The sequence below is a fragment of the Bacillus sp. FJAT-42376 genome, from assembly GCF_003816055.1.
In the GTDB taxonomy this organism is placed as follows: domain Bacteria; phylum Bacillota; class Bacilli; order Bacillales; family Bacillaceae; genus Metabacillus_B.
Genome location: NZ_CP033906.1, coordinates 3,409,031 through 3,432,455 on the forward strand (window position 1 = coordinate 3,409,031; position 23,425 = coordinate 3,432,455).

The window sequence follows — 23,425 nt, forward strand, 5'->3', positions numbered from 1 at the left end:
TTGTTCCCGTGCCTGACACGAGGTGCATCGAGTAACTCCCTGCTGCTGGAGCGAGGGTGCATGAAAACATAATGGTCATACATGTAAGGTTCGGTCTGGTTTTTATTTTATACAAAATAAAAACACAAGGAGGAGTCATATAATGTCTCGTTATACTGGCCCTAGCTGGAAACTATCCCGCCGTCTTGGAATCTCTCTAAGCGGTACAGGTAAAGAATTGGAAAAACGCCCTTACGCTCCTGGACAACACGGTCCTGGACAACGTAAAAAACTTTCTGAGTACGGTCTTCAATTGCAGGAAAAACAAAAACTTCGCCACATGTACGGAGTAAACGAGCGCCAGTTCCGCAACACGTTCGTTAAAGCTGGAAAAATGAAAGGGATCCTTGGTGAAAGCTTCATGGCTTTGCTTGAATCCCGCCTTGACAACGTTGTTTACCGTCTTGGTCTTGCGCGCACTCGCCGCCAGGCACGTCAATTGGTAAACCACGGACACATCATGGTTGACAACGCTCGCGTTGACATTCCATCTTTCCAAGTTAAAACAGGTCAGGTTATCACGCTGCGTGAAAAATCCCGCAACCTTGATATCGTGAAAGAAGCTCTAGAAGTAAACAGCTTCGTTCCTGAATACTTGACTTTCGATGCTGACAAGCTTGAAGGAACTTACACTCGTCTTCCTGAGCGTTCTGAGCTTCCAGCTGAAATTAACGAATCTCTTATCGTTGAGTTCTACTCTCGTTAATCGATTTGAAGAAAAAACCGCTGAACTTTTGTTCGGCGGTTTTTTTTTATGGTTAAATTAGTGGCTCTATACTATTTGTTGGGGTACCCAAACAATTGCGTAAATAAAATACACGCAGATATCCATTCCTTTATACTTGAATTGTCGAGAAACAAGTAGAAAAGAAATGGAGCTGCGTGTCCTTGAATTTTACCATGAATATTCCCGGTTTAAAAGATTGTCTCCTCATCAAGGTGGAAGAACGTGACGGAAAAGTCTTACTTCATGTAGAGATGGAGCTGAAGCGCCAGGTGTGTCCGGGCTGCGGGCAGAAGACGAAACGCGTTCATGACTATAGACTTCAAAAAATCAAACATCTCAAGTGGTTTGAACGACTGACGGAAATCTGGTACCGACGCAGAAGATTAGCCTGCAGCTGCGGGAAGCGATTTTCAGAGAGAAACGTCATCGTTGACAGCGTACCTCCATTGAATTTAACCAAGCCTTGTCCATCCGTGTGATCCAAGCCAAAACATTTAAAGAGACAGGAGACAGGTTTGATGTCTCTTCGACGACCTGTATTCGTCGATTTGACCGATTGGCTCAAACCCAAATCCGTAAAGTCGACACGCTTCCTCCTGTCATTGCCATTGATGAATACAAGGGCGACACACAGGAAGGAAGGTACCAGTTAATTGTCGCCGATGGGGTAACCAAAAAACCACTGGATATTTTGCCGAACCGTTCCAAGAAAACCATCAAACACTACCTTCAGAAGCATGGGAACGAAGTTCGTGTGGTCATCATGGATATGAGTCCCTCCTTTAAAGCAGCCGTTCATTCGGCACTTGGAAAGCCTATCATTGTGGCGGATCGGTTTCACTATTGCCGGTATATTTTTTGGGCTTTAGATGCGGTAAGAAGAAGGGTTCAGAAGGATTTTCATCCTTACGATCGCAAGAAATGCAAGCGCATGAAACATGTCTTTCATAAGCGGAACGACAAACTTTCAGACCAGGAAAGATGGTACCTAAGCCGGTATCTGGAGATGTCTGAAGAGCTTCAAGCAGCCTACAACTTGAAAGAAACGTACCGGACCTGGTTTGAAGAAGCGAAGGAAAAAGGCCAGTCTGGGATTATGGAAACGAAAAAGGCGCTGGAGAGTTTCTATGCGGAGTGTGAAACTTCCGGGATTGCAGAAATGAAAAAAGCGACCCAAACCTTCCGCAATTGGCAGGTAGAGATTCTCAATAGCTTTGTCTATGGCTATTCCAATGGTTTTTTAGAAGGGATCAACAATTCCACAAAAGTGTTGAAACGGAATGCCTATGGATTTCGAAATTTTACTCGATTCCGTGCGAGAATCTTATTGCAACATCAGTTTAAAGGAATGGGTCTTCATATTGGATAAGGGCGGCAGTTTTCACTGCCACCCCAACATTTGACGGAGAACCAAATTAGTTAAGTGTTTGCACTGACCCTCAGTGCAGTAACGCGATGAGGGAACAAGCAACGAGCATCCCACCCCCTATTCCCCAACAACTCTCGTCTGGCGGGGACGAAGGTTTAGTCCTTTAGCAGACCGGGGGTCAGTGCAATGCACTGACCCCCAATATGGTACCGCACTGGGGGAACAAGCAACGAGCATCCCAGCCCTTATACTTGAACAACTCTCGTCTGGCGGGGACGGAGGTTTAGTCCTTTAGCTGAGCGGGGGTCAGTGCAACCAGTAAAATCAGTCCAATCAGTGCAACCCGTACAATCCCCCCCCACAAAAACAGAAAAAAGCACCCTGATCCATGGGTGCTTTTTTCAACCGATTAAAACTGTACCATCGTATACTTCTTTTTCCCGCGTCTGATAATGGTAAATTCATCATCAATCCGGTCCTCTGCTTGCAGCACATAATCCAGTTCCTGCTTGCGCTCACCATTAATATAGACGGCACCGTTTGTTACGTCTTCACGAGCCTGTCTTTTGGAAGGCGAGATGCCGGCTTCGATTAACAGGTCAATCAGGCTAATCTCCTTGCTGCTCGCCTGATGGGACGGAACGTCTTTGAAGCCTTGCTTGATTTCTTCTCCGCTAAGCGATTTAATTTCTCCGCTGAACAGCGCCTGGGAAATACGGATGGCCTGGTCAAGCGCTTCCTGACCGTGAACCATCGCTGTAACTTCTTCTGCCAGCCGCTTGTGAGCTGCTCTTTTTTCAGGAGCCTCCTGAACTTCTTTTTCAAGGGCATTGATCTCCTCATGAGAAAGGAATGTAAAGTACTTCAGGTATTTCACGACATCCCGGTCATCTGCGTTGATCCAGAATTGATAGAACTCGTACGGAGATGTTTTTTCCCGATCAAGCCAAACAGCGCCGCCCTCTGTTTTTCCAAACTTCGTGCCATCTGCTTTTGTTACAAGCGGAATGGTCAGACCGAACGCTTTCGCCTCTTCTTCCGTTTTACGGATTAGCTCAAGACCTGCTGTAATGTTCCCCCACTGATCGCTTCCGCCAATTTGAAGTTTGCATCCCTGATTTTGGTACAGGTTCAGGAAATCGTATGACTGCAGGATCATGTAGCTGAACTCTGTGAATGAAATACCCGAGTCAATCCGCGTTTTAACCGAATCTTTCGCAAGCATGTAGTTCACACCAAAGTATTTTCCTACATCTCTTAAGAAAGCAATGACATCCATTTTTCCAAGCCAGTCAAAGTTGTTCGCAATTACAGCAGGGTTCGCTTCCGCTTTGAAATCAAGAAATCTTGAAAGCTGTTCTTTAATCCGGTCGGACCATAGCTGAACGATATCCTTTGTATTCAGTGTACGCTCCGCCTTTTTCCCGCTTGGATCCCCGATTAATCCTGTTCCTCCTCCAACAAGGGCGATTGGATGATGGCCCGCCTGCTGAAATCTTTTCAGCGTCAGGATCGGAAGCATGTGGCCTATGTGAAGGCTATCCGCCGTCGGATCAAATCCGGAGTAAAGTTTGATGGATTCTTTATTTAACAGTTCCTCAAGACCAGCTTCATCTGTAATCTGGCTGACCAGTCCTCTAAATTTTAAATCCGACAATAATTCATTCATGTGACATACTCCTCTTCGTTTTGATGAAAAATAAAAAAGCCCCTTCATTATAAAAATGAAGGGACGAATTTCGTCGCGGTACCACCCTACTTAAGAATGGTTCACAAATAACCATTCTTCGCTCAATCAGATAACGGCCTTCAGCCGTCCTCGGCCGCCTATTGCAGCTTTGGATGCTCATGGAATGTAATTCGCAGACTGCCTGTGTACTGATTTTCACCGGCCATCAGTTCTCTGAAACAGGGAAACAGCTGCTACTGTATACCAATCGTTGCTCAATATTCACATAATGAATTTTTACCATAATACATGCCATTCTGTCAAATCTGATTTTCCGACAAATGATACAAATTTTCAGTTAATTTTGTGTTATAATATTTTTGCTTCAAGGGGGAGGATTGAAATGGAGAAATGGACACAGAAATGGCATAAGAACTCCAATACTCGCATGATTTGGATCAAAAGACTTCGAATTGCTTACGGGGTCCTGTGGAATACGGCCTTAATTGCACTCATCCTTTTTACTGCAGCTGCCGTTTTTGCCGGCAGCGCAGGCGCCGGCTATTTTGCCTCACTCGTGAAAAATGAAGAAGTTCTCAGCTATGATGACATGAAGAAAGATATTCATAATTATGAGGAAACGACGGAAGTTTACTTTGCTAACCAGGAACTGGCGGGGAAGCTCAGAACAGATCTATCCAGAACAAAGGTAAAACTTGAGCAGATATCGCCGCATTTGGTCAAGGCGATAGTCGCTACAGAAGATGAGTTTTTTTATCAGCATAACGGGGTCGTTCCCAAAGCTATATTCAGAGCACTTTATCAGGAGTTTACGAACTCTTCTATGCAGAGCGGAGGCAGCACCCTGACCCAGCAGCTGATAAAAAACCAAATTCTGACGAACGAAGTCTCCTTTGACCGCAAAGCAAAAGAAATCTTGCTTGCTCTCCGGCTGGAACGTTTTTTTAAGAAGGACGAAATCCTTGAATCCTATTTAAATATGGCTCATTTCGGAAGGGACAATGCAGGGAAAAATATAGCAGGGGCTGAAACAGCCGCTCAGGGAATATTCGGAATCAGCGCAAAAGACTTGTCCATTGCACAAGCGGCATTTATTGCAGGACTTCCGCAAAGCCCTTTTGCGTATACTCCCTATACAAATGAAGGAACGTTAAAAAAGGACCTGACCCCCGGCATTTCCAGAATGAAAATTGTGCTTCGCCGGATGCTGAGTGAGCAGGTCATTTCAATGGCTGAATATGAAAGCGCTTCTTCTGAGGATATAGCCAAACAATTTAAAAAACCAAATAAGAGCAGTATGAATAACAAATATCCGTTTCTGACAGATGAAATAGAAAAGAGAGCAAAACTGATTTTAATGGATTACCTTGCAGATAAAGACGGATACCTTCCGGCAGACCTTACCCGCGACCGGAAACTGAGAGATGATTACCTCGCTCTTGCTGACCGTCAATTAAGGCAAAATGGCTACCGCATTTATACGACGATTGACAAAGACATTTATGAAGCGATGCAGCAGGCGGCAAAAAATTACCAGGATTACGGTCAAATACACCCTGTGCAGAAGAAAAACCCTGATACGGGCAAAACAGAAACCGTACAGGAACCAATTGAACTCGGGGCCGTTCTGATCGAAAATAAGAGCGGCAAAATCCTTAGCTTTGTCGGCGGCCGGGACCATGAGAGAAAACAAGTAAACCATGCGACCTCGACTTTAAGATCGATTGGATCAACGATGAAGCCGCTCTTATTCTATGCTCCCGGTATGGAAGAAGGGTTTTTGCAGCCGGGAAGCTATTTAGCTGACTTGCCATATGAAAAAATAATGAACGGAAAACCTTACGCTCCTAAAAATTCAGGCGGAGTGTTTCACGGTTTAGTAAGTGCCAGAACAGCTTTGGCTCACTCTTACAATGTACCTGTTGTCAGGGGCTACGAGAAACTCATGTCCTCAAAACCGCTAAGATATTTATACAAAATGGGAATCACATCGATCCCGGAGGAGAATAACAATTTCCTGGCCCTCCCTCTTGGAGGAGGAGGCAATGTTACAGTAGAAGAAAATGTGAACGCATATGCCACCTTTGCCAATGGGGGAAAATTCATTGACGGCTATTTAATTGAGAGCATTGAGGGAACCGATGGAACCGTCATATACCAGCACGAGACGGCTGCTGAAGATGTTTTCTCTCCCCAAACGGCCTATCTCACAATTGATATGCTGAGAGATGTCCTTTCTGAAGGAACAGGAAAGCGTGTGCCTTCTCTTCTGCAATTCAATTCGGACTGGGCCGGGAAAACCGGTACAACTCAGGACACTCATGATTCGTGGTTTGTAGCTTCCAATCCTAATATTACGTTCGGTACATGGATTGGCTATGACACGCCATCATCCATTTTGACGTATCACGGGAAACCATACAGCCGCCGCAATCAGGAAGTATGGTCCTCCTTAATAAACGCAGCCTACGCAAAAAAACCAGACCTGATCGGACCGGAGACACCGTTTAAAATGCCGGAGGGTGTAGCAGAATTTTCGTATTGTACGCTATCCGGCTCGCTTCCATCCGATCTTTGCAGACAGGCCGGCCTTGTTAAGTCTGATTTATTTAATGTGAAATACGCACCGGAGACCGTTGATGATAGTTTAAAATACGGTAAGTACATTCTGCAGGATGGCGCTGCATATGAAGTGCCTGACAGCGCTCCGCAGGATTTTGTTTATGAGGGACCTATCATTAATAAGGAGCTATTAGACCGGTTTGGGCTTGAATCACCGGAAGATTTATACAAGTATACAAAAAATCTGGGGAGGCTTGTCGTCTATTCAGGAAAACGCGCGGGGATTAATGGTCTTCGTCCATCCCAACTAACAGGTGTGTCAATTGACGGGTCAACCCTGAAGTGGAATGAATCGGGAAGCAGTGATGTGCTTGGGTACAGGGTCTACATGTCCTCCCGGGGAACAGGCAGCTATACGAAAATTGCGAGTATTTCCGCTTCAGACGGAACGGGTCTTACAGTCAGTGCCCTTCCTGCCTCCTATTATGTTACCGCTGTAGATGCAGAAGGAAAGGAATCTCCTCCTTCTCCAGTCGCAAGCACCGCCAAGCGGCCCGCCGCGAAGAAAAAAGCATCTAATTATAAAAACCGCAATGAACGAATTAAGAATGACGGGGAGCCCCGAGCGGCTACCGGACAAGATGGAGAAGCATCAGGTACCATCATTCAGCAATAGATATAGGCAAAAGAGCCAGACCTCATCAGGTCTGGCTCTTGTTCTTTTAAATTACCAGCCGAAGCCCCCGCCATATCCGCCGCCGTATCCGCAAGTTCCGCAAGATCCGCAAGATCCTCCTACATAGGACGCGCCGATGATAATCAATAGAATAAACAGGACAACAACTAATGCAAATCCGCTGTTACCGCAGTATCCGCCATCGCTCATTTTATTAGCCTCCCTTCTGCATTTTCAAAATAGTATATGGCCTTCCTTCAGAATGTGGAACGGTTCTTGCTTCCCAATTCCATTTACATAAGCCCGGATAGGTTTCAAAATGATTTTATGAAGGGTAAACATATGCATAAGAACCCCATAACAGGAGGCTATTTATGACGTTCATCAAAGAACTTATTCATCGTATACAAAAACATGATTTGGGCGATTTGGCAGCCGTTTTAGCCTATTATTTTCTGCTGTCCCTTTTTCCGCTCCTCATCTTTTCACTGACACTTCTCCCCTATTTCTCAATTGAGCCTCAAACAGTCGGGAAATTTGTGAATCAATTTGCTCCGGGGGAATCTGGCCAGCTATTAGAAGATCAAATCACTTCCCTGCTTTCTTCCCCGAATGGAGGACTGCTTTCCTTAGGGATTATCGGAACCATTTGGTCAGCTTCAAATGCCACAAATGCTGTGATGAGATCGTTAAACAAAGCACACATGGTAGAAGAGTCCCGGGCATTTTGGAAAGTAAGAGGGATGGCGATCTTACTGACGTTCGGACTTGTCCTGGGATTGGTTGTCACCCTCGTCCTTCCGATATTCGGTGATGTCATTCTTTCGAATGTAAAGGGAATCTTCCCTGCAACACCTCTGACCGACAGCCTGTTCACAGTGATCCGCTGGCTGATTGCTTTTGTGCTCATGGCAATGGTTCTCGGCATGATTTATTACTTTTCTCCCAATATCGGTCTCCGCGTAAAGGATGTATATCCCGGAGCTATTGCCGGTACTCTTTTGTGGCAGCTGCTGTCGTTTGGTTTTTCCCTGTACGTAAGCCAGTTCGGGAATTATCAGGCTACCTATGGAAGCCTGGGAGGCGTAATTGTCCTGCTGTCGTGGCTTTATTTATCAGGATTTGTGATTCTTATTGGCGGAGAAATCAATGCGATCCGCTTTTGTAAAAGAACAAGTGAACATTGTTACACTGAAGAGCTGGATGATCAAAAAAAAGCTAGCTTTTAAAAAAATGGAAAAGAACTGAAGAGGAAATGATTAAAACCAAACCCCGTGAGCGCTTCGTTTACGAGCATCCAGGGGGTTTGGTTTTTCTACGTATTTTTGAATATACAGGCTGATTGGAGCGGTTGGTGCTTGACTGCTGCTTAGCGCAGCGGATCAGGTCAGACTCTGGAGGAGCAGAGAGATTACCGCCCCCCCAAGTAAAGAAAAGAGCCTGCTAACACCAAGTTTAACAGTGCTTAGTTACAAAAGCTTCACACTCTCATCAGCCGATTTAAACGGGAAGAAACGATATGGAAAAATCCACTCTCCTTCGTGCGGTGCGATGAACAGAAAACATAATAATCCGCTTTTGAAACATACCGGAAAAGCCTGGTTGAGGAATAAAGAAAGCTGATCAGACTTCCAATCGTAAACCCCACTCCATAACTTCCATTTCCCGCAGGAAGCAGGATCAGCGTAAACAATGCAATACCTGCAAAAAAGACGGCGGAAGTTCGAAAAGCACCCATACGGTCATCAAAATACAATAAAAGAAGCATCATGACCATTGTCATCCCGTTGCAGAAAGCACCAATCAGCGTAAGCCTGAATATTCTCAGCACTTGTTCATTCCCCGCAAACAGCGGCAGGATGCTAATCGAGAGAAAAAGGATGGCAAGGGATATAAACCCTTGATTTCGAATCAGCCTTTCCACCTCCTGTTTCAAAACCAGGAGCATGCTGGTTTTCGATTTCTTAATCTGCGTTAATGTTCCTCCTTCATTTATAAAGGAAAAGAAAGCCCGATACCTTTCATAAAAGCGTGTTTCAATGGACACAACAAAAATGACATAGGTTGGAAGGATTGTCAGATAAGCATAAAACAATGCCGTATCATAGTCCGGGTGATATCTGAATGTATCCAGAAGCCATTCTCCGCCGTTTGCCCAAATCAGCCAGTTGCTTACCCATAACCCTGCATTATAGAAAACCCCTGTCAAAGCAAGAAGCGGATACTTGTCAAAGTAAGATAAGTATTCAAATGGCATCGCAGCTCCTCTGCTCGGAAAGGTTCTCAGCATAGCGTAAATGAGCCAAAGAAAGGTTACAGCCATACCGGCAGTAAAACTTCCCATCATGACCGATGCCGAAAGCCACTGCCCTGCAGGAAAGGGATTCCATTTCAGCAGGCTGAACATACATAAAACAGAAAAGATCCCTCCAGCCAGAAAAGCGAAGGCAATAGACTGATAGTTTTTTGCACCGGAAAGGTAAAGCAGCATAATCCATATAAGATTCAACAGGACAAATAAGGCAAGCATCCAGCATTTATATCCCCAGTAAAGCGGAGATAACAAAGCAAAGACAAACCATAAGACAAAAGCCATGACAATCGTCACTGACGAAAAACCCAAAAATGAGGGGAAAATTTTTTCTTCCTTTTTTTCATATAAACAATCTGCTGTATACCTGGTTACAACAAGCTGCTGAAATCCAAAAAGCACTTGGGAAAACATAAAGCAATAGGAAACAGATATCATAAACAGCTGTTTATTCTCTGCATTAACTCCGGGTACTGCCTTCAGCAGAAGCTGCAGAACAAGAATGGTGGAAATGACAATCAGCCAGGGCCCTGCAGTAACGAACAGCGAATACAGATAAGCTTTCAGCCGGGATGAATAATAATCTTCTTTAAATAACTTTTGAAGCTGAAATCCGATGCCGGCCATTCTTTTCACCTCTTTCCATATAAAGATTTCTGTAAAAAGAAATGACGTCTTCAAGCAGATAATCGTTTTTCACCCTGCTCAGTCCATTCCGGCCCATCCGGCCAAGAAGCTCCCGGTGATTCATAAACCATCTTAAGCGGTCGGCAAGCTGATCCGGCTGAATAGGAGGGATGACAAAGCCGCAAGCTCCGTAAGGATCCCCTTCTCTCCCCTCAATGAGTTCCCTGCAGCTTCCCACATCTGTTGCAACCCACGGTTTGCCCGCAGCCATTCCCTCAAGGATGGCAAGCGGCTGTCCTTCTGATAAACTGCTGAGCACGCAAACATCAAACCCCATTAAATAATCACTGACATTGACCCGGCCGGTAAAAGTGATGAAGTCTTCAAGCTCGAGACTCCTTACTAAATCTTTACACTCCCGGGCATACTCCGGCATTTCTTCATCCGGCCCAAGAATCGACCAATGAAAAGCGTACCCCCACCTTTTAAGGGTATTGGCAGCATAAATCATGGTTTTTATATCTTTAATCGGCACCACTCTGACAATGGCTCCTATATGAAAGACATCTTTTTTCTCCTGAACCGTTAAAGAAGAATTGATTTCGATTCCGTTTGGCACAATCAATGTTTTTTGAGGCGGTGCCCCCTGTTCAAGCTGATATTCTCTGTTCTTCTCGAAGAGCGTAATAATATCCGATGCCTGTTCATATGCATGTTTGGATAAATGATGAAATAGCTTAATCCACCTTTTCTTGTATAGAACAGGAATCCATGCAGACTGCAGGATCTCCTCTTCCCTTTCCCGCGAGTAAATGCCATGTTCCGTAATGATGAAAGGAATACCTTGGACGATCGAGATATACGTCCCGATTAATCCTCCATATCCTGTAGAAGCCGCATGGATGACATCAACTTTGCTGTATTCCTGCTGAAGGAGGTGCATAATCGGTGTATACATCGATTTCCACATCCACATATAATCAAGAAATGACCCATAAAGCTCTTCATATTCATAACAATCCTGAACAAGCTGATAAAACGCTTCGCTTTCAAAAAACTCTTCAGCAGTACCGATTTTTCCCTTATCTCCAAGAATCATCAGCGCTTTCGGGTCATGGCTTTGGAACGTAAACCATTTAAACAGGAGCGCTAATTCCTCCTCAGAGAGAGTTGATTTTTGTTTTCTAACCGGTGCCTTTCCTTGCAGCTCTATATTTTGATGATGAACCGTATTGGGTGTCCGTTCATACTTTAAGTCTTTTTCTTCTTTCTTTTCCGGTGTAATGGTGAAAAGAGAGAACTGTATTTCTTCCATTCGGGTAATGAGGGTATGGATCCAGCTCGATACACCTCCGCTTACATAGGGATAACTCCCTTCAGCAATGATTCCAACTCTCATCTTTATTCCGCCTCTTTCCACACAACTTTTGCATCGGGCTTATTCATTGTGAGCAAATAGAGCCCAGGCTGTCTTTCTTCTATTTTTCCAAAATGATATTGGGCTGGTTTCAGCTTTTTGCCTTCCTCTATCCTGATTAAGAATAATGATGGGGAAGGCACTTTGTATCCATGAATTTCAATCCCTGAATCGCTGTATTCAACGTTCCATTTCCCTTCCTGATAAGCTGCAAGCCGTTCTTTTGCCCCGTACTGCGTGTATCCTTTCAAATAAGGAAACTGATCATGTAAAAATTTCTGCATTTTTACATATTCCCCTTTAAGGCTTTCCCAGCTTTGGTTTTTGGACCGTTCCTCATCCAAAACGTCATCAGGATGAATAAAGTGCGAAAAAACCCCCATGTTCGCTGCAGCATCTGCAAGCTGGAACTGGTCTTCTTTCGTAAAAGAATAACCGCTGTTGATTCGCGGGAAATGATAAAGATCCTTGTAGACGGAATCATATCCGAACTCCTGAATGAGGCTTCCGTTCGAAGGATCTCCTGTATAAAGGCTCGAAATCACTTCGAGGCCGGGCATTGTATGCCTTACAGCTGAAATTCCAGACCGGTTAAGCAGGTTGGATGGCGGAACGTATGTTTTAAATGTCTGATCGGAAAACAGTTCTTCCTGAACCGTTCTGAGCTCCAGGAGAGCTTCTTCCATTTCCTTTTGCGAATCCCAGTACCGGTAGCCGAATTCCGATGAAACCGGTTCACTTCTTGTTACAAGCGATTCATGGTTATAGCCGTGAAGAGCAAGCTCTCCTCCGGCCGAAAGGAGCTGTCTGCCATAAAGAAGCAAATCTTTCTGACTCATCTCGATAAGCTGGCTGCTTCGTACATGAGGCTTGTCAAGATACGTTCCAATCATCGCCCCGGTGTAGGGAAAATCATATTTCCCGCTGATAGCTTTCATATCCGGCCACCATACTTCGCGGTAAAACTCATCATAAGCCATTCCGTAATCCCTTTTAATTTTTTCTGCTTCCCTTTTAGCAATCGGCGCAGGGAAATCATCGATGAACATCACTTTCTCACCGGCCTGCCCCGAGACAAATGCAGGGAACGCAAGGCTGATTGCCTGCACGATAATTCCCCGTGTACTCTTATCCTGAAGGCCTGTACCATTCCAATTGACCACTCTGCCTGCTCCGTAATCACGTGTCCAGAGCAGCGGAATTTTTTCTGCCGTAATGTATGTTTTCGCTTCAGGGACCAGCTCCGCTTTTAGCATGCTGTTTGAGAAATAGTCCGATGCAGAATCCAGATTGGGGTAACCGTTAAAAAAAGAATCGGAAAAGGCAATGCCTTTTACTTCATCATCAAAGCCTTTTTCCTGTTTAATGCCGAGTAAATCATACCATTCCGGATCCGCAAAACGGTTGGCAGCAAACAGTCTGCCTCCGTCTTTAACAAATTTGCCGATTTGGCCGGCATTCCATCGTGACGTGTCTTCTCCGGTCAAGATGATCATTGTATATGGATCACCTTGAATCCCCCCGGTTTTCTCGGGCGGGAGGACCTCATATCTGACATTCGCGTAATGCAGCGCCTTTTTTATATTGTGATAGGTACCTTCACTCAGCTTGTTTCCTTTCTCGGGTTCAGCTACGTAAATCCTCATATTGCCTGGTGAAGTTCCCTGTTCAGGAGTGCCGGACGTCATATACGTAATTTCTTCTGCAGGGAAAACTTTTTTGCCGATTGGCAAATTCGCATAAAAATGGTCTTCATTCATATATAAAATTCCTATCAGCAGGAAAACAACCGCAATTGAAGTAAAAATTGCAAAACGGGGAACCCTTCCTGTCATCTGTTATTTCCTCCCAAATACTGAATAATCTTCTGCTGCCTGATTGGAAAAGAGTTTATATCAGGATGATTTCGAAGCCGGACCGCCAATTCAAACACTCTATCCCAACTGCCATTTTGGTAAGAAATTTGCAGCCAGCCCCACATGACTTGGGCCGATTGCGGCTGTTCATGAAGCAGGCTTTGGAAAATCTGTTCACTCTCCTGCGGATTTTTCTCAAAGATTAGCATACCGAGCGCTTCCCTGTATTGAAAATCTTCGGGGAATTCAGCAGCAGCTTCTCTCAGAAACCCTTCATAATCCAATTCAGTCTTCTCCCTGATGGCACTGGAAAGCAATTCGCTGGATAGGTACTCCTTATAAGTAGATAGAAGCTGCTGGTAGGTAATGGGATGTTCCGCAGACAAGTCTCTTTTTTGCTGGGTAATTTGATTGGCCAGCCGGTCTTGAAGGACATTCGTAATCGTTGCAGCATAATGAACCGCTTCTCTATCCGGATGGTTCAGTCCTTTTTTAATAATTTTCTCCTGGCTGATGGTTTTTTCATTGGACATATTTAAAAGCAGGCTTTTCATCATCCACCCGTTTCCAGAGGAATAACCGCTTGCGGAAAGCAATTGGCGGTCCTGGTTAAGCGTCTCTCTTAAATTTTCAAAATTATAGACCTTGTTCTGAATATAGCTCGAGTATTCATCCATGAATGACCCATCCTGATTCTTCACAAAGAGGCGCAGCAAAATAAAGCCGAATATAAAACCAATGAACGGGAGAAGCAGAGAAAGCATGACCCAGAGCATAAGCAGACCATGCTGATCCTTCTCCACTTTTCCGGCAAAATAAAAACGGGCAGCAGCAAAAGATACGGCACACCCGATAACAGATCCGGCACCTAATAAGATCATCATGTAATAGAAGCCACCTCTTTCCGTATAGCATTCTGGAGTCTTTCCCTGACTGCCGGCTCATTGGCCGGATCAACTCCCGGCAAAAGAACATAGAGAATTCCTGCCTCCTCATCCCATCCGGCTGAATCCAGTTCCCTTAGCTGCTTTTTCATCAGGAGATCGATTTCACTGATCATCAGACGGTCTGTTTTTAATTCAAAAATAACAAAAGGCTGACCGATTTTTTCCGCGCGTTCAAGTTCTGCATTAAACCGTTTAAAAAAGGAAGCGAGCTGATAAATACCGGTTCCCGGATATCGCTGATGCTCATTTTTTTCCCTTTCATATGTATAGGCAAAACTTAACCGGCTTCCCATCCATTTCAGGCACCAGTCGAGCCATTGAATATGCTGGGAAGTACAGGCATTGAGATCAATTCCATCAAGTGCGAGAATATATCTCATTTCCCCGTAAACAAACACAGGGCCTGCCGCAGCCGGAGACGCTTCATCGTCCTCCCTTGATCTGAACATTACATGCTCTTGCCCTTTTATTACTTTGCCTATTAAAGATGGGACCTCATCAAGCCAATAATCTGACTTGAGCCTGCCCTCTTGATTTGTGTTAATTTTTGAGCGGATTGAATCTCCTTGACTGGATATCAGGTACAAACAAAGCTGCCTGCTCGTAAACCTTTGGTTAACGATACGGACCATTTCATTAAAGATCGTATCTGAATCAGTAGAATTAAGTGCCGTAATCATCTCGTACATGTCCGCATATTGATCCTCTGACTCTAAAAATCGCTTTCTATACGTCTCGTTTATATTTAATGCTTCATCCAGAGTCTCTTCTAAAATCTTTTTTTCCTCAAGAATTTCCTCATACCCATTTGTTATATCAAAATAACGTTCTTGTTGAGAGTTTCGTGATAGCCCCGTGAAAAGGAGCAGAAAGAAGAATAGCGAAATGACCAGCATATTGGATAAATCTGTGAGATAAAGATAGAGATCGCCTCCATTGCCGATTTCAAATGCAATGGAAGAAAAAACGGCGGAACAAAAAGGAACAATCCCAAAATAAATACCATATCTTAGTGAAATAAGGACGATAGCTGCAGACCATAAGACCTCGCTCAACATCGGAATATTTTCTGAAAAAAAGTGAAGAAAAAAGAGATTGGCAAAAGATAATCCGAATGACTCAGCCAATTTTAATATAATATTGGATTGTTTGTAGATCATATGAATCACTGCTTTCACAAAAAAATTAGTTGAGTTCAGAAAAATAGGCTGATATGATTAGGACAAAAGGTGATGGGCAAACTTGCTGAAAAGCAAGGACGCAAAGGCATGGGTCGTCGATTTCCAATCGGAAATACCGATCGCCAGCCTGCGAAGCTACCATCCCTCGTTAAAAAACGGAGGGATTACAAATGAATAATGTAATCAGATTTTTTGTATTGGCTTTTTTTGCTGTATCCAGTTTTATTTCTTTATCTCCCGCTGCCTCTGCCCTTACGACAGCTACATCTCCCGCTGCTTCTGTCCAAAACGCTGCAAATTCCACAGGAGTTTTAAAAAACGTGAAAACCTACAAAATTTTCTACGATGCTCCTACCCCATCGATTATCAAAAAGATGCAGGCCTATGACCTCGTCATAATAGAGCCCCTTCTTTACACCAAAACCCAAATTGAAACGATTAAGAAACAAGGTACAAAAGTTTTCGGCTATATCAACTCAATGGAAGCCGATAACTGGAACACTGCATTCATGCAGAAGCTTACACCGGAAGATTTTTATCAGCAATCCACTCAAAAATACTATATTCAGCAATGGGATTCCTATCTGATGAATATGAGTTCTCCTCATTTCAGACAATTGCTCTTATCAGAAATTGGAGCTCAGGTTGCCGCTAAAAATATGGACGGGGTCTTTTTTGACACAGTTGGAAACATAGATGATTATTTCAGTGATCAGCCAGCTGAGCTTGCGAAACAGCGGTCAGGCCTGGAACAGCTTTTAAAAAGTGTTAAAACGATGTATCCATCCCTCGGAATCATCCAAAACTGGGGAATTGATACTCTGAAAACAACAAGCGCAAACTATGTTGATGCAATCATGTGGGAAAACTTCAGTCATAATGTTGTGTCTAAAGATGAGTGGTCAAAAAATCAAATAGATCAATTAAAAGCGCTTCAGCAAGAGAAAGGAATCACGGTTCTTACTGTTTCTTTTGAGCAGCACTCTAAAAGTGCATGGTTTTCTGAGCAGCAGGGATTCCTCCATTACAAAGCAGTTAAAGACTTTAACAGATGGTAATTACTATAGCGGGCAAAGAATTCAGGTAAGATTCGACAATTAGTAGTTCTCCATCCTCTTTTATGGAAAAGGACTTACATTATTTGTAGCACAGCAAAGGAAAGCTCGCAACTTTCAGATGTACCAATAAAAAAACCAGACGAATGCCGATGTGCCAGTCTGGTTTTTTTAAAGGAAAAATCTCTCCCCCTGTATCATCTTACCTACTCCAAATCACTTAGTCTATTCTATATAACAGGAATTCATGTCAAAAGTAGGCTTTATTTTACGATAGGTTATACACTCTTTACTCCTATTGGGTTCTATTAACCTGATCACTGGAGCCAGCGGACACACTTGCCTGCAGGCTTTCATCATCCGGTTTAACAGAGCTTCTTCCTGAATAATGACTGTTTTACTCAGGGCTTTCAGCTTCGCCGTGAAGCACCTCCCTTTCCCCTTCTGCCCATTTGTTTGCGAGAGCTCATAGAAAAAAGACTGCGGTAAAATCCGCAGTCTCTCTTTTATATCTTCACAGGCCTTTTCCAGAATCCGACGATAAGGGCCGTGATAATCGATCCTATCAATATCGCTAAAATATATAAGAATGGATTCCCGTCTACTACCGGGATTACAAATGCTCCGCCGTGAGGTGCCGGCAGTTTGATATTGAAGAGCATAGATAGGGCGCCTGCTGTCGCTGCACCAATGACGGATGCTGGAATGACCCTTCCCGGATCCGCGGCAGCAAATGGAATTGCCCCTTCTGTTATAAAGGTTGCCCCCATAATGTAAGCCGTTTTCCCCGCTTCTCTTTCTTGTTTCGTAAACTTGTATTTAAAGAAGGTTGTAGCCAGTGCCATTCCGAGTGGCGGTACCATTCCCCCTGCCATTATGGCAGCATGAGGAGCGAAGTTTCCTGCATCAATCATGGCAAGACCGAATGTATAAGCTGCTTTGTTCAGCGGTCCTCCCATATCGACGGCCATCATTCCTCCAAGAATTAAGCCCAGCAGTACAAGGTTCCCTGTGCCCATTCCCATGAGCCAGCCGTTCAGCAAATCCATTAATGCTTTTGCTGGCGGGATAACAATGACCAGCATGATGACTCCTGTAAACAGGATACCGAATAAAGGATAAAGCAATACCGGTTTGATGCCTTCAAGGGATTGCGGCAAACGGCTGAACGCCTTTTTCAGGAAAAGAACAATATAGCCTGCCAGGAAACCGGCAATCAAACCTCCAAGGAAGCCAGCATCCCCTGTTGATGCCAGCAGGCCGCCGACTGCACCGGGTGCAAAGCCCGGCCTGTCTGCAATACTCATCGCAATAAAGCCTGCCAGAATGGGAATCATCAGTTTAAAAGCAGTTCCGCCGCCGATGGTATTTAATACATAAGCAATTTGATTGTAGCTCGGATCATTGGGGTCTGCAGATTTAATCCCGAACATAAAGGAAATAGCGATGAGGATACCGCCCCCGACCACAAACGGAAGCATATTTGATACACCATTCATTAAATGCTTATAAAATCCTGTTCTCTGCCCTTTTTCCTTTCGGCCATCTCCGCTTTCTCCCTGGCTCCCCTGGCTGTTTTTATAAATAGGACCATCCTGTTTCAAGGCTTTTTCTATTAATTCACCCGGCTTTCTTATTGCTTGTGCAACAGGTACTTCAATGACTGTTTTTCCTGCGAATCTTCCCATCTCGACTTGTTTATCCGCAGCAACAATAATCGCGGAAGCCCTTTCAATTTCGTCCTCTGTTAACCGGCTTTTCACCCCGCTTGAACCATTGGTCTCTACTTTGATGTGAATCCCCATCTCCTTGGCTTTTGCTTTCAGTGAATCTGCTGCCATGTAGGTATGGGCGATTCCGGTCGGACAGGCCGTTACCGCCAGAACAAGCTGGCCAGACGATTCTGAAGCGGACGGCTCCTCTTTTCCGGCCATTTCATCTTCCTTTGAATTGATCGCTTCCAGTATCTCGCTCTCAGACTCGGCGTTCTCCAGTTTTTTCCGGAAATCAGGATCCATAAGAAAGCTTGATAAAGAAGACAAGGTTTCCAAGTGTGTCTGATCCGCCCCTTCTCCGGCAGCAATCATGAAGAACAAATGACTCGGCTGTCCATCGAGCGACTCATAATCAATTCCCGCCTTTGAACGGCCAAATGCAATGGCCGGCTTCTTGACTGCTTTGGTTTTCGCATGCGGAATCGCAATTCCTTCGCCAATTCCAGTCGTGCTTTGAGCTTCACGTGCCAGAATCGCTTCTTTATATAATTGACGGTCTGATAACTTTCCGGCGTGATCCAGCTGATTGACGAGTTCGTCAATCGCTTTTTCCTTGGAATCAGCTGTTAATTGCAGCCGGATCGTTTCTTTTGTCAGCAAATCCGTAATCCTCATTTTTATATCCCCCTCATCCAATTTTCTCTATTTTAACTTCCTTATATAATTTTTCAGCCTCTTCTTTTGTACAGAGATCATGTGAGAATGCTGTAGCGCTTCCTGCCGCGGTTCCCCGCTGAAATGCTTCCTCAACCGTGTCTTGTTGTGCCAGCGATGCGAGAAAGCCTGCGACAACGGAATCACCTGCGCCTACTGAATTTTTTAACACTCCTTGGGGAACCGATGCCTTTAGTACGCAGTCTTCATTAACCAAGACGGCTCCTTCTCCGGCCATTGAAACAATTACATTCTGAACGCCAAGACTGATAAGCTTTTTACCGTAGTAAGCGGCTTCATTTACATTCGATACGGTCGTATGGAACAGTTCACCCAGTTCGTGATGATTTGGTTTGATTAAAAGAGGTGAGTGACGGAAAGTTTCTTCAAGCGCCGGCCCTGTCGCATCTATGACTGTCTCCACCCCTGCTTTTCGGCATATTTCCGCAGCCGTGCTGTAAAATGTCAATGGAATGGAGGAAGGAATACTTCCAGCCAGGACCAGTAAATCCCCTTTTTGCAAACGTGTTATTTTAGAAATGAGCTGTTCCTGCTGCTCTAATGTAATTTTCGGACCTGCTGCGTTCACTTCGGTTTCTACACCGGTCTTAAGCTTTACATTAATTCTTGTATGGTCTGCAGCTTCTGTAAAATCTGCCGTAATCGCTTCTGATTCAAGGAAATTTTTTATAAAATCGCCTGTAAATCCTCCTGAAAAACCAAGTGCTGTGCTCTCTGTTCCAAGACGTTTCAGGACTCTTGAAACATTAATGCCCTTTCCGCCCGGGAAAAGCTTCGTTTCCTTCGAACGATTCAGACTGCCTAAATGAAATTCTTCAAGCTGAATTAAATAATCAATGGAAGGATTCAATGTACATGTATAAATCATGGTGTGCTCACAACCTTTATCTCAGTTTTTTCGGTGTATTCAGCAAGTAAATAGTCATCCAGCTTCTCTGTAATGATGATGGCTTCGTGAAGCTCCGCAATTTTTGCAAATGTAATCTCATCGAACTTGCTGCTGTCTGCGAGGATATAGGCCTTTTGAGAACAGCGGATGGCACTGGTTTTTACTGCTGCTTCTTCAGGATCGGGTGTCGTATAGCCTGAATCGGCATGGATTCCATTTACACCCATGAAACATTTATCAAAGCGGTATTCAGTTAAGCTTGATATAGCACGGGCCCCAATAAGCGCTTTTGTCGTTTGTTTCATATATCCGCCTATTAAGTAAGTAGGGATATGGTGGCTGGCCAGCGATTCCAAGTGCGTTAAACCATTCGTCACGACCATAATATTTTTCCCCGCTAAGTAAGGAATCATCTGTAAAGTAGTGGTTCCGGCATCAAGAAAAATACGATCTCCGTCTTTCACCATTTCAGCTGCGTATTGACCGATTTTTTGTTTACTCTCCAGATTGATATCCGATTTTTGCTCAATATCCGGCTCTGTCCCTTTTTGATGCAGAACCTCTGCTCCGCCATGGACTCTTTTCAGCTTCTTTTCTTTATGAAGCTGGCTTAGATCTCTTCTTATTGTTGAATCAGAAGATTGAGTTGCATCCACAAGCTCCTGAATATTCACAATCTCTTTCTCTTCGATCAGTGCAAGGATCCTGCTGTGGCGTTCCGACGTTATCATGCAAGCACCTCCAGTCAGTTTAATAGGGCGTTTTCCTTATGACCACATTGTAACGAAAGCCCTTTCAAAAATCAATCAATTTCAATCAAAAACAATCATTTTATCCCTTTTTATATTCATTTACAGTCAAAAACATTCATTTCCTTCTTAAATGATTTTTACGCTTGGCTGTTGTTTTCCGCTGGAGGCTGCTCCCCTATTGTTTTACCTTCCATTCCAGTCAGCCTAAATGATGGAATCCCAATAAAAAAGACGAAACACCCGGAATGCTCAGCACATCGTTCCGGGTGTTTCGTCTTTAAACAATTTCCTATAAAACAGATTCTTTTTCTCTTAATCTTCCATAGTGGATAAATCACCTGCAGGCAAATCCAGCTCCCAAGCCTTCAGCACCCTTCGCATGATTTTCCCGCTTCTTGTTTTAGGAAGCTTATCTTTGAATTCTATCTCTCTTGGTGCGGCATGGGCAGCAAGCCCTTTCTTCACAAAGGTACGTATTTCTTCACTTAATTCATCCGAAGGCTCATAGCCATCTCTCAGTGCAATGAATGCTTTTATGATTTCTCCGCGGACCGGATCCGGTTTGCCGATCACACCAGCTTCTGCAATCGCCGGATGTTCGACAAGCTTGCTTTCTACTTCAAAAGGTCCGACACGCTCACCTGAAGTCATGATCACATCATCGATCCTGCCTTGAAACCAGAAATACCCGTCTTCATCCATATAAGCGGAATCCCCCGATACGTACCAGCCGCCGGGCATAAAATACGATTCATACTTCTCCTGATTGTTCCAGATGGCATACATCATGGACGGCCAGCCTTTTTTTATGGCCAGATTCCCCATTTGATAAGGAGGAAGCTCGTTCCCCTGATCATCTACAATGGCGGCCTTTACTCCAGGCACCGGTTTTCCCATCGAACCCGGTTTAATTTCAAGACTTGGGTAATTGCAGATGGTCTGGGATCCGGTTTCTGTCATCCACCATGTATCATGGATCCTTTGGCTGAAGACTTTTGTTCCCCACCGGATTACTTCCGGATTAAGAGGTTCACCCACGCTCAAGATATGTCTTAGACTGCTGAGATCATACTCTTTGATAATTTCATCTCCCGCTCCCATGAGCATTCTAAAAGCTGTAGGGGCGCTGTACCACACCGTTACACCTAAATCTTCAATGGTCTTATACCACGCTTCAGGGTTAAATCTCCCCCCGACGATGACATTAGAAGCTCCATGGAGCCAAGGTCCAAAGATGCCATATACCGTACCTGTAACCCATCCCGGATCAGCCGTACACCAGTAAACATCCTCTTCTTTCAAATCGAGTACCCATTCAGCTGTCTGATACTGCTGAATCATTGCCCTTTGTACATGGAGAACCCCTTTCGGCTTTCCGGTGGATCCTGAGGTATAATGCAGCAGCATTCCATCCTCCGCCTCAAGCCATTCCACGTTAAAGTTTTTTCCGGCTTTTTCCATTTCTTTATGGAAGTTAATATGTTTACTTGTTTCGTCCTGATCTCCGACTAAAATAATGTGTTTTAATTCCGGCAGTTCATCATGCGGAACCCGGTCAAGCAATTCCGGAGTGGTTACAATGACTTTCGCTCCGCTGTCATAAAGACGGTCTTTTACGGCTCCCTCCATGAATGCTTCGAACAGGGGCCCTACAATGGCGCCCGCTTTAACCGCTCCTAAAATAATAAAATAGAGCTCCGGTGTTCTTGGCATGAAGACAAACACACGGTCTCCCTTTTCTACATCGGCAGCCTGGCGCAGAACATTTGCCGCCTGATTGGATAAATCCTTCATTTCTTTAAACGTATATTTTTCGTTTCGTGAAGGGTCTCGATAATAAAGCGCAACTTTATTTTTCCGATGGGTTTCTGCATGACGGTCAATCGCTTCATATGCTGCATTTAATTTTCCCGTTTGATGCCAGGAGAAATTTTTCTCTGCATCGTTCCAGTTAAAGTTCTGATAGGCTTCATCGTAGTCTTTTAGATTATAGTTCCCCTTCGACGCTGGCAGCGCTTCCAATTTCATCCCTGAATCCCCCTCAATTCTTGATTCAACTAATATTATAGTATACCCATCTAATTTTCTCAATTTTTAAACTACAGGAATATGAAAACGCTTTAATGTTTGTAGTATAATAGAAGGAAATGCCGATCAGGTAAGCTTTAGGCAAAGGAATACAAGGCGGGTGACCGAATGGAACATAACAAAACCTATAACGCAATGGAAATAAAAACTCCCAATGGCTCTATCATTATTGAAGGGCCCATATCTTCCGGAAAACTTGCAAGCTATGAATTTCATAAGGATTTAATTGCGTTCAGACCTCCCGAACAGCAGCATAAGGCGCTAATCGGAATTGCAGAACTGCCTGAAGGAAGAATCCTGGTTGCCAGGGACAAGCACACTATTGTCGGATATGTTACCTATTTATATCCTGACCCTCTGGAAAGATGGTCTGAAGGAAACATGGAGAACCTCATTGAACTTGGCGCCATAGAAGTCATACCCGATTTTAGAGGGTACTCTGTCGGGAAAAACCTTCTTCGCGTATCGATGATGGATGATCAAATGGAAGATTACATCGTGATTACAACCGAATACTACTGGCATTGGGATTTAAAAGGAACGTGCTTGAACGTTTGGGAATATCGTAAAGTGATGGAGAAAATGATGAATGCGGGAGGCCTCGAATGGTACGCAACAGACGAGCCTGAAATAAGCTCTCATCCTGCGAATTGCCTAATGGCAAGAATCGGGAATCGAATCGGCCCCGATTCGATTCAGGCATTCGATAAGCTCCGTTTCAAAAATCGTTTTATGTATTGATGAAATCCATTCGTATCTTCTGATTTTCCAGAATGGACAGTGAAGGGT

General features: G+C 44.2%; 15 protein-coding genes, 2 pseudogenes, 1 riboswitch and 1 other annotated feature. Of the genes and pseudogenes, 6 read left to right on the forward strand and 11 right to left on the reverse strand.

The features are described 5' to 3' along the window. The first annotated feature begins 142 nt into the window (after nt 1-142). Both rpsD and CEF21_RS17080 read left to right on the forward strand, forming a co-directional pair. Nucleotides 143-745: a 30S ribosomal protein S4 gene (gene rpsD / locus CEF21_RS17075; protein ID WP_123918452.1), complete on the forward strand. Its 603-nt coding sequence runs from the start codon at nt 143-145 to the stop codon at nt 743-745. A 194-nt stretch (nt 746-939) separates the two neighbouring features. After that, nucleotides 940-2,135: pseudogene (locus tag CEF21_RS17080) on the forward strand (ISL3 family transposase). Between the two features lie 409 nt (nt 2,136-2,544). Here the strand turns inward: CEF21_RS17080 and tyrS are convergent. Then, entirely contained in the window at nt 2,545-3,804 is a 1,260-nt protein-coding gene (gene tyrS / locus CEF21_RS17085) for a tyrosine--tRNA ligase (protein ID WP_123918454.1), read from the reverse strand. A gap of 56 nt (nt 3,805-3,860) precedes the next feature. Beyond that, nucleotides 3,861-4,085, reverse strand: a binding site (T-box leader). A gap of 122 nt (nt 4,086-4,207) precedes the next feature. Between tyrS and CEF21_RS17090 the strand changes: the two genes are divergently transcribed. After that, entirely contained in the window at nt 4,208-7,063 is a 2,856-nt protein-coding gene (locus CEF21_RS17090; protein ID WP_164462233.1) for a transglycosylase domain-containing protein, read from the forward strand. 126 nt (nt 7,064-7,189) lie between these two features. Here CEF21_RS17090 and CEF21_RS21970 read toward each other — a convergent pair. Next, nucleotides 7,190-7,273 (reverse strand): annotated as a pseudogene (locus tag CEF21_RS21970) (YjcZ family sporulation protein); the annotation flags it as partial. A 164-nt stretch (nt 7,274-7,437) separates the two neighbouring features. Between CEF21_RS21970 and CEF21_RS17100 the strand changes: the two are divergent. Further along, a complete protein-coding gene (locus CEF21_RS17100; RefSeq protein WP_123918460.1) occupies nt 7,438-8,292 on the forward strand; it encodes a YihY/virulence factor BrkB family protein in 855 nt (284 codons plus the stop codon). A gap of 251 nt (nt 8,293-8,543) precedes the next feature. Here the strand turns inward: CEF21_RS17100 and pelG are convergent, their stop codons facing one another. Genes pelG through CEF21_RS17125 form a run of 5 tightly spaced genes read right to left on the reverse strand, consistent with a single transcriptional unit; the run spans nt 8,544 to nt 15,381 of the window. Further along, nucleotides 8,544-10,001, reverse strand: a complete 1,458-nt coding sequence (gene pelG / locus CEF21_RS17105; protein WP_123918462.1) for an exopolysaccharide Pel transporter PelG — start codon at nt 9,999-10,001, stop codon at nt 8,544-8,546. Continuing rightward, complete coding sequence (gene pelF / locus CEF21_RS17110) at nt 9,964-11,400, reverse strand: GT4 family glycosyltransferase PelF (RefSeq protein ID WP_123918464.1); 1,437 nt, start codon at nt 11,398-11,400, stop codon at nt 9,964-9,966. Before pelF ends, pelG begins: the two co-directional genes overlap by 38 nt. Before the next feature lie 2 nt (nt 11,401-11,402). Continuing rightward, nucleotides 11,403-13,253, reverse strand: coding sequence for a DUF2194 domain-containing protein (locus CEF21_RS17115; RefSeq protein ID WP_123918466.1), 1,851 nt, complete (start codon nt 13,251-13,253; stop codon nt 11,403-11,405). Continuing rightward, entirely contained in the window at nt 13,250-14,158 is a 909-nt protein-coding gene (locus CEF21_RS17120) for a hypothetical protein (RefSeq protein ID WP_123918468.1), read from the reverse strand. Before CEF21_RS17120 ends, CEF21_RS17115 begins: the two co-directional genes overlap by 4 nt. Further along, nucleotides 14,155-15,381, reverse strand: a complete 1,227-nt coding sequence (locus CEF21_RS17125) for a nucleotidyl cyclase domain-containing protein (protein WP_123918470.1) — start codon at nt 15,379-15,381, stop codon at nt 14,155-14,157. Before CEF21_RS17125 ends, CEF21_RS17120 begins: the two co-directional genes overlap by 4 nt. A 65-nt stretch (nt 15,382-15,446) precedes the next feature. Continuing rightward, a riboswitch (cyclic di-GMP riboswitch) is annotated at nt 15,447-15,537 on the forward strand. Nucleotides 15,538-15,572: 35 nt separating this feature from the next. Here CEF21_RS17125 and CEF21_RS17130 point away from each other — a divergent pair. Continuing rightward, a complete protein-coding gene (locus tag CEF21_RS17130) occupies nt 15,573-16,460 on the forward strand; it encodes a glycoside hydrolase family 191 protein (protein ID WP_123918472.1) in 888 nt (295 codons plus the stop codon). Nucleotides 16,461-16,963: 503 nt separating this feature from the next. Here CEF21_RS17130 and CEF21_RS17135 read toward each other — a convergent pair. The 4 genes from CEF21_RS17135 to acsA all read right to left on the reverse strand — a co-directional run bounded on the left by CEF21_RS17135 (nt 16,964) and on the right by acsA (nt 22,576). Further along, on the reverse strand, nt 16,964-18,847 hold the full coding sequence (locus CEF21_RS17135) for a PTS fructose transporter subunit IIABC (RefSeq protein WP_123918474.1): 1,884 nt from the start codon (nt 18,845-18,847) through the stop codon (nt 16,964-16,966). Nucleotides 18,848-18,860: 13 nt separating this feature from the next. Further along, nucleotides 18,861-19,775, reverse strand: a complete 915-nt coding sequence (pfkB, locus tag CEF21_RS17140; protein ID WP_123918476.1) for a 1-phosphofructokinase — start codon at nt 19,773-19,775, stop codon at nt 18,861-18,863. Further along, nucleotides 19,772-20,527, reverse strand: a complete 756-nt coding sequence (locus CEF21_RS17145) for a DeoR/GlpR family DNA-binding transcription regulator (protein WP_123918478.1) — start codon at nt 20,525-20,527, stop codon at nt 19,772-19,774. Before CEF21_RS17145 ends, pfkB begins: the two co-directional genes overlap by 4 nt. A gap of 333 nt (nt 20,528-20,860) precedes the next feature. Further along, nucleotides 20,861-22,576, reverse strand: a complete 1,716-nt coding sequence (acsA, locus tag CEF21_RS17150) for an acetate--CoA ligase (RefSeq protein WP_123918480.1) — start codon at nt 22,574-22,576, stop codon at nt 20,861-20,863. A 168-nt stretch (nt 22,577-22,744) separates the two neighbouring features. On the opposite strand from acsA, the gene CEF21_RS17155 reads away from it, so the two are divergent. After that, nucleotides 22,745-23,377, forward strand: coding sequence for a GNAT family N-acetyltransferase (locus tag CEF21_RS17155; protein WP_123918482.1), 633 nt, complete (start codon nt 22,745-22,747; stop codon nt 23,375-23,377). The last annotated feature ends 48 nt before the right edge of the window (nt 23,378-23,425 follow it).

Excerpts from the sequence above, each read along its gene's own strand:
- rpsD (WP_123918452.1), top strand. The coding sequence starts at position 143 with ATGTCTCGTTATACTGGCCCTAGCTGGAAACTATCCCGCCGTCTTGGA.
- tyrS (WP_123918454.1), bottom strand. The coding sequence starts at position 3,804 with ATGAATGAATTATTGTCGGATTTAAAATTTAGAGGACTGGTCAGCCAG.
- CEF21_RS17090 (WP_164462233.1), top strand. The coding sequence starts at position 4,208 with ATGGAGAAATGGACACAGAAATGGCATAAGAACTCCAATACTCGCATG.
- CEF21_RS17100 (WP_123918460.1), top strand. The coding sequence starts at position 7,438 with ATGACGTTCATCAAAGAACTTATTCATCGTATACAAAAACATGATTTG.
- pelG (WP_123918462.1), bottom strand. The coding sequence starts at position 10,001 with ATGGCCGGCATCGGATTTCAGCTTCAAAAGTTATTTAAAGAAGATTAT.
- pelF (WP_123918464.1), bottom strand. The coding sequence starts at position 11,400 with ATGAGAGTTGGAATCATTGCTGAAGGGAGTTATCCCTATGTAAGCGGA.
- CEF21_RS17115 (WP_123918466.1), bottom strand. The coding sequence starts at position 13,253 with ATGACAGGAAGGGTTCCCCGTTTTGCAATTTTTACTTCAATTGCGGTT.
- CEF21_RS17120 (WP_123918468.1), bottom strand. The coding sequence starts at position 14,158 with ATGATGATCTTATTAGGTGCCGGATCTGTTATCGGGTGTGCCGTATCT.
- CEF21_RS17125 (WP_123918470.1), bottom strand. The coding sequence starts at position 15,381 with ATGATCTACAAACAATCCAATATTATATTAAAATTGGCTGAGTCATTC.
- CEF21_RS17130 (WP_123918472.1), top strand. The coding sequence starts at position 15,573 with ATGAATAATGTAATCAGATTTTTTGTATTGGCTTTTTTTGCTGTATCC.
- CEF21_RS17135 (WP_123918474.1), bottom strand. The coding sequence starts at position 18,847 with ATGAGGATTACGGATTTGCTGACAAAAGAAACGATCCGGCTGCAATTA.
- pfkB (WP_123918476.1), bottom strand. The coding sequence starts at position 19,775 with ATGATTTATACATGTACATTGAATCCTTCCATTGATTATTTAATTCAG.
- CEF21_RS17145 (WP_123918478.1), bottom strand. The coding sequence starts at position 20,527 with ATGATAACGTCGGAACGCCACAGCAGGATCCTTGCACTGATCGAAGAG.
- acsA (WP_123918480.1), bottom strand. The coding sequence starts at position 22,576 with ATGAAATTGGAAGCGCTGCCAGCGTCGAAGGGGAACTATAATCTAAAA.
- CEF21_RS17155 (WP_123918482.1), top strand. The coding sequence starts at position 22,745 with ATGGAACATAACAAAACCTATAACGCAATGGAAATAAAAACTCCCAAT.